Source organism: Marseilla massiliensis (genome assembly GCF_016899955.1).
GTDB lineage: Bacteria > Bacteroidota > Bacteroidia > Bacteroidales > Bacteroidaceae > Prevotella > Prevotella intestinigallinarum.
The window spans coordinates 267,528-274,905 of sequence record NZ_JACJJL010000002.1 but is presented as its reverse complement, the minus strand read 5'-3'; the positions used below and the strand labels follow the sequence as shown (position 1 = coordinate 274,905).

The following is a 7,378-nucleotide window of genomic DNA, read 5'->3' as shown; positions in this document are numbered from 1 at the left end:
AGCGTATATTATTCCATCATTGCATCAAAAAACTTGCAGAAGTCGTCCGCCATACAAAATAATTCTGTAACTTTGTCCTCGGTGATTATAGCGATTATTGTTTGTAATACTTTGTAATTGAACACTATAAAGTTACAACAATTTTCGCTAATCACCAAATTTACAAATAGTTATAATTCATCGAACTCACGTTATTTTACTATAAAAATGACAAACTAAAACGCAAATATACAATGGGAAGAGATTACAGACTATCATCTTACTGCATCTTGACTGACCTTGATAACGAGTCAGAGAATATATGCATGATTCATGGATATACAGGGGCAATAGATATTATTGACAAGTCCATAGCGATTTTCTTAAAAGCCAACGCCACTTTCGACAAAGGCGCCATCCCATGCAGCGCAGCCACAAAAGAAGCCCTAGAACGACGTGGATACATAACAGTGAAAAGCCGCGAGGAAGAAACAGAATACGTCAAGCGGCTCGCTAATGCTCTTTTCAAGAAAAGCATGCTGTTGCGTTCAGGCTTTACTGTAGTAGTGAGCTACGACTGCAATTTCCGCTGCCCATACTGCTTCGAGAACAGCATAAAGAGGGAAACTGCGACATTCAGCCACGAGATGGTCGACAAACTTTACGAGACAATAGAAAAACTTTCATCAAACAATCAGCGCATACGGACTGACAATATAACCCTTTATGGCGGCGAACCTCTAATGAAGCAAAACAAGGATGCTGTAACTTACCTCGTAAAACAAGGAATGGAACGCGGCTTCACGTTCTCCGCCATAACCAACGGTTACGATCTGGACTGTTTCGAGGCCTTGCTTTCGCCAAATGCCATCAAATTCGTACAAATAACCATTGACGGAATTCCAGAACGTCACAACAAACGAAGAATCCACGCCCAAGGGGTACCCACGTTCGATAAAATTGTCAACAATATCGGCATGGCATTACGCCATGGCGTGAAAGTGTCGGTAAGAGTGAATACAGACAGCGACAACATTGAAGACCTGAAAGCGTTGAACGGTATTTTTTCTAAACTTCACTACACAGAAAACGACTTGTTCTCCATGTATTCTGCCTTGTTGCGCGATTACTCAACCAACGGCAAAGAGACATACCGATATCTAAACCAAGCAGAATACATAAAGAAGCTACAAGCCATGAAAATGGAATCCGCTTGCAAGGATTACGGTCTTTCACGCAAAATCCAAAACGCAGTGAAAAACAACAAGCCCATTGACCTTACATCCATATACTGTCCGGCACAGACAAAGGGATTCGTATTAGACCCCATAGGGAAGATATATCCGTGCTGGGAAGTCGTAAACCAAAAGCAGCATTGCCTTGGCGACTACAACTCTGACGAAATAAGATGGAACCAAAATGTCATTGACAGTTGGAGGAAATGTCGTATGCTGGAAGACGACTGCATAAAATGTAAATATGCGCTGCTCTGTAGTGGTGGATGCCCCGCAAGTCGGCAAAAAAGTAATAAATGTGTGAAAATGGATGACATAATACAATTCTCTGTGAATAAGGCCATTATGGCTTGTAATTAACAATTTAAACTTTAACAAAATGAAAGAAACCAAAGAAATGCGTTCTTTGAACACCGAATTACCAACTTTCTACATGGAAGAACTGGAACAAAGACTGGAAACAGACCCAATTGCTGTCAATGGGCTGCTTGCACAAGCGTCCAATATTGACATTGACTCTGCTAGCAGAATCTCATGTGACCACTACTGCGATATACACTGCGGAGACGATTGTTCTGACTATTGCGGAGAGTATTGCCAACATTATTGTCAGAAGAATAGATAGTTAACTTCAAATGAAGTTGTGCACGGGCAATTCTGCTTATGCGCAACTTCATTCTGATTTTCCATACACTAAGCGCAAAACAATGAGAATCATCCTTTTCGCCATAATGGCATTTGCAACACTCAGGGCCACAGCCCAAACAACAATCACCGGGCATTTGATAGACAACGAAAAGAACAACCTGCAGAAGGCAACAATACGCTGCTACATTGACGACAGCGTGTATGCCGGTGGCACCACAACCGACGGCAAAGGCGAGTTCAAGCTAAAAATAGCGCAAGAAAACAGGGCTTTGAAGCTCAAGGCCGAATACATAGGCTTCAAGCCAACCACGATGGCCATCAGCCCTACAAAGGAGCTTGCAATCCGCTTGGGCGACATTGCCATGGACAAGTCGACCGCGAAAATAGCCGAAGTGGTGGTGCTGGGCAGCAACACGGTGCGCACAGAAGACAGAACCATGATTTACCCCACCAAGGAGCAAATGCGCCACGCCTACGACGGATACAGTGCGATAGACGTGATGAGGATTCTCGGGCTTGACGCCGACCCATTGGAAAACACCATTAGATACCACAACCAAAGCGTGGCACTTTGCATCGACGGCAGGGAGGCTACAAACGAAGAAGTGCAAAACCTCAACCCCAAAGACATAAAACGCATAGACCTATACACGCAAGGCAAGCCGGAATACCCTGATGCATACGCCGTGCTCGACTATGTGCTGAAAGAACGCGACTACGCAGGGACTGTGGCCATAAGCGCATTGCACAAGCTGACCACACCCGAAGGCAACGCCCGGGCAACGGCACAATATTTTGAGGGGAAGTCGGAATATGCCATATCGGCACACGGCAGCTACAACAACTTCAGCGGACAACCGCAAGACTGTAGGGCTACGACATACAGATTCCCCGAAGCCACAGTGACGCGCCGCACCGAATCACTGTCTGCCCTCAACCGGCAAGATGCCATGGGAGCTTACTTCACCTATCTCTACTCTGACACCAGGCAAAGCCTCTACGCCTCGGCACGCTTCAACAGGAGCCACAGCAATGACGAAAGCGGCAGCACCCTTGCATACAGCAACGACGCAGAGGCGTACACACGGCGTGAAAACGCCACCTCGCAGTCCATCAGCCCCGCCCTGAAGTTGCGCTACAGCCGCACGTTGCCCAAGCGGCAAAGCCTGCGCATGGAAGCATATTACAGCTACGGTAACAACCATTACGACCGACACTACGAGAACATAGCCGGCAGCGCATGCGACCGCTATGCCAACGGAACGCGCGAGGACAGCCACTACCTGTCGGCCACGGCCAACTACACTAAGGCATTCGGCCGCAAGTCGTCGCTCAACATCAACGCTGCCATGGGATTAACTGACATAAACGACATCACCATGCGCCAGGCCACGCGTGGCGACTTAAGGCTGCGCAAGCATACGGAAAGGCTGCACGTAACATATCTTTATAAGATAAAGAGGACTTTCAGCATACAGGCAAGCCTGGCGGGCAAAGCGGCCACTGTAAAGTCAAGCGGCAACGAGCAGACAAACCTATTTTTCACCCCGGGCATACGTATGTCTTACCTCAAGGGCAAGCATGCGTTGAGCCTGTCGCTGACGGCCATGAGCACGGAAGCAAGCAACGCCAACCGCACGGGTGACGAGTACCGCATAAACGAATACGAAGTCTTTGTAGGCAACCCAAAGCTCAAGGATTACATGAGCTACAACTCCACCGTCGACCACACGTTCGACATATCGCCAAGGCTGCAGTGGTTCAACTACGCCGCGCTGAAAGTATGCCCCGACTTCACCTACATGCAAATAAACCACGACGCCGGGCGCGGCGCGTTTGTACGCCAAAACGTAAACAACGGTACATACTGGAACGCGCACCTGGAAACGGGAGCCAAGTACTACATCATACCGAAACTGCTCGACATCATGGGAATAGCCATATTCAACCACTCAAAGTCGAGTGCATGGACCGACATCTGTGAAAACAGGATTTACTTCTCCATAAGCTCGCAGCTGCTGTACAAAGGCTGGCGGGCCTTGGTTTCATACATGACGCCAAGCAAAGGCGTAAACCCCACACTGGGCAATTACATAAAAAGCCCCCACAGGCTCAGGCTCACCATTGCCTACAGCATAAACGACTGGAACATCGAGGCGGAATACACAAACCCCTTCAGGGCTGCCACGCGGACGGAGTTCGACAACGGCGAGTACGCCACATGCAGCACATCGCGCACACCCCTCGTAACCGACAACTACGGACACATAAGAGTCAGCTACCGCTTCAACTTCGGCAAGAAGAAGCACAAGTTCAGCAACCCTGACACGCAAGACATCAACCAGACCTCAATATCCAAGGAAAATTGAAATGGAAAGCAAAAGGGAAATGAACCTTAAAGACATAACAATACAACCTTTCCCCACGAGTTCTCGCCATGAGACTTACCTCATGGAGGCTTCGGGGCGTTTCTTCGAGATAAGCAAGGACACTGCCGTGTTGCTGACATATCTCAAAGAGAACGGACTGACAGACGAAAGCATCTCAAGCTACGTGGCAAGCCAAGGCGGCAAGCCCTCGCGCGACGAAGTGACGGCGTTCATAGACGGTATGGCGCAAAAGATAAGAAACCAGGCACTTGTGGGCGACAAGCGTAAATCGTTCCTGTACAGCAAGGACTTCATCACCGCTGAAGCGGCCGGGAAAGTGTCTGCTGCGTTGGCCTGGCTGTTCCGCCCATGGGTCGCGATACCTGCCGTGGCGGCATTCGCGCTGGCTGACATGGTTTACTTTGCCATGCCCAGTGGCACGGGTAACCATGTCACCATCAGCATTTACCTGCTGGCTGGCATGTATGCCTTGATGATACTATCCTCGCTTGTGCATGAGTTCGGGCACGCGGCGGCATGCCGCCATTTCGGCGCCCCTCACGGCAACATCGGCCTGGGGCTCTACCTTAACTTACCAGTATTCTACACCGACGTGTCCCACGTATGGAAATTACCTAGGTGTGAGCGGTGTGTTGTGAACTTCGGCGGGATATACTTCCAGATGCTGCTGATGTTGCCTTTACTCGGCGCTGCTATTATTACCCGCAACAACCTACTCCACTACTTGATTGTGTTGATGAACCTCAACTTCCTCATAACCATGAATCCGTTCTTCAAGTTCGACGGATACTGGATGGTTACAGATTTGCTCGGAGTCGCCAACTTGCGGCAGAAAGGCATGGAGTGGGCGGCATACTCGGCCAAGAGACTGTTGGGCAGGGCCGCCGGACCTCGCCCATACCTGCACTCGCTCCCGCTGTGGGCGCGTCTGTCACTCATCGGCTACACCGTGGTGGTCACAGCGTTCTTCGTATTCTACTTCTGCTACGCCATCCCAATGTTCTTCGCCCGATTTTACAAGACGTTCCCCGACCGCTTCATGCAGTTGCTGTCAGAACTGTCACGTCGGCAGATGCCAGAGTGGAGCAACACCCAGCAGATAGTGTTGCAACTGATATTCCTGTTTTTCTTTACTTATATGCTCTACCGTATGGCACTGGCACTTGCAAGACGACTGAGATGGATAAAATGATGTACAACGCGGGATGTCTGCTCATAGCAGCAACCTGCATTATGAGACTCTTCTACGTGCCCGATCCTCTACTCATTGCACCGCTTGCCATGGGAGCGTGGCTGGTAGCATGGTGGTGGCATAGGCCGTTTCTTAGGCTTACGCCACTTGACCTATGTCTAACTGCCATATGGGCTTACATGGCGTTGACCCCCGGCGTCAACCAGCAAAGCAGCACCGAGGCAGCAATGGTTTTTGGTTGCAACCTATTGGCCTATTTTTTGGTGCGCTGCTTAACTGACAGCGACATGTCCCCCATTATCAACAAGGCTGCCACGCTATGTCATGGAATTTTCATTGTGCTGGCAATCGCCATGGCGCAATACGCAATATTCGTATCCAAGGTACACCAAGCAGGGTTCACGTCGGTCTACAATTTCCGCTTTCTCTACACCCCACTTGGTGTGCCTGTCAACGAATGGAACTCTCTGCTGTGGCTTTGGGGAGGACTGGCAGCAAGCACATTCTGCGTCAAAATGGGGCGGTGGACGCGCTTGGCCGCAGGAGCCTCGCTATGCTTGTCATTGGCCATGGCGGTGCTGTCGTTCTCGCGCGGCAACTACATAGCCATCGCGGTCTTCGCTGTGGCCGCATTTTTCTACCTGCGTCGGCGCTGTTTAATGCGCAATAAGCGCGTCACCGTCGCCATAGCACTGGCCATAATAGCGGTGGCAGGCGCGTCGTTCAGTTCTGAGACGAGCCAGACCTTGCGCATGAACGCCACCGCTTCGCAGCGGCAAAGCACTGCGGGACGGGCCGACGCCATAGGCCTCACAGCCCAGATAATGGCAGAGCACCCATGGGGAGTGGGAGCAGGCAACTACACCATGGCCAAAGACTACTACCAGAGTGGTGACGCCCGAAGCGACAACTACACGTCGTTTGCACCAAGCATAGTGACGCAAGTGCTTGTCGAGGCCGGCTGGGGTGGAGTGCTGCTACTACTGGCGGCACTCGCTACGTTCGTATGGATAGTCATAATCGGCAACAGCCCGTGGCACAGACTCATGTCCATATTCTTGATGGGATTCTGGATCAAAGAGCTTACTTTCCCTACTTTTTTCACCTCGCCGACAGTGCAGCTGTTTGCTCTTGCTTTCATGGGATATATCTGCCCACGGGCAAGTGGACAATACACCGCAAGGAACAAGCTCGGTGCCGTCATCCCCTCCTTGTTCATGGCTTGGCTTGCATGGGCTGGCTTGTACTACAAAGACCACGTGGGTTCGCAATCGCTCACGAAATACAGCATACTCGATAGCGAACGCCACTATCGCGATGCCGTGACTTACAGGGATACTGTAGCCCTAAAGAGACTGGCCGACAGCTATCCGGACAAGCTGCGGTACAGATGGACGCTTTGTCAATGGCTGTCGTCAAGCGGTAAATACGGCTTGGCCTCTGTTGAGTTTGCCACTGCCATACTGCGCCAGCCGCGCATACTCGAAACGGACACGTGGAAACAGATAGAAATGTCCAACCCACAGTTGGCAGCGATGGTAAAAAACAAGTTGCGCCAGGCTCTAGCCACAAGACCCGCAAGCACAATAAACCAAGCCAAACTCGGTAGCGTAGCTTTACATATAGGTGATATCGCAAGGGCCGAAAAGTACCTGTCGGAAGCTGCACGCCAGATGCCCGGACTGTCGCGAGTATGGTCAAACCTCGCCAATATAAGCGAATCAAAGGGCGACGCGCAGGGAGCTGCCTTGTACAGAAAGAGATACAACCTCACAGAAAATGGCATACTTGGCGGGAGAGACGCTATCTTGCCGGAACGCCAAGCTGATATCACGCCCCTGCTAGATGGGAAAATTCAGATGCTGCACACTATATGGTATAGAACGCAACCATTACACTGAACTAAGCAAATAAAGAAAGACAAACAATGCAAA

At 50.3% G+C, this 7,378-nt stretch carries 4 protein-coding genes and 1 pseudogene; 4 read left to right on the top strand and 1 reads right to left on the bottom strand.

Features of this window, described 5'->3' with window-relative positions:
* Positions 1–14 precede the first annotated feature (14 nt).
* Positions 15–89, bottom strand: a pseudogene (locus H6B30_RS16260) (transposase); the annotation flags it as partial.
* A 144-nt stretch (positions 90–233) separates the two neighbouring features.
* Between H6B30_RS16260 and H6B30_RS02270 the strand changes: the two are divergent.
* From H6B30_RS02270 to H6B30_RS02255, 4 genes are all read left to right on the top strand, one after another.
* On the top strand, positions 234–1,574 hold the full coding sequence (locus tag H6B30_RS02270) for a radical SAM/SPASM domain-containing protein (RefSeq protein ID WP_205107463.1): 1,341 nt from the start codon (positions 234–236) through the stop codon (positions 1,572–1,574).
* A 347-nt stretch (positions 1,575–1,921) separates the two neighbouring features.
* Positions 1,922–4,231: a peptidase associated domain and porin domain-containing protein gene (locus tag H6B30_RS02265; RefSeq protein ID WP_205107461.1), complete on the top strand. Its 2,310-nt coding sequence runs from the start codon at positions 1,922–1,924 to the stop codon at positions 4,229–4,231.
* 1 nt (position 4,232) lies between these two features.
* Positions 4,233–5,444 carry a zinc metalloprotease gene (locus tag H6B30_RS02260; protein WP_239483443.1) on the top strand — a complete coding sequence of 404 codons (1,212 nt, stop codon included), beginning with the start codon at positions 4,233–4,235 and terminating at the stop codon, positions 5,442–5,444.
* A gap of 287 nt (positions 5,445–5,731) precedes the next feature.
* Complete coding sequence (locus tag H6B30_RS02255; protein WP_205107459.1) at positions 5,732–7,345, top strand: O-antigen ligase family protein; 1,614 nt, start codon at positions 5,732–5,734, stop codon at positions 7,343–7,345.
* Positions 7,346–7,378 lie beyond the last annotated feature (33 nt).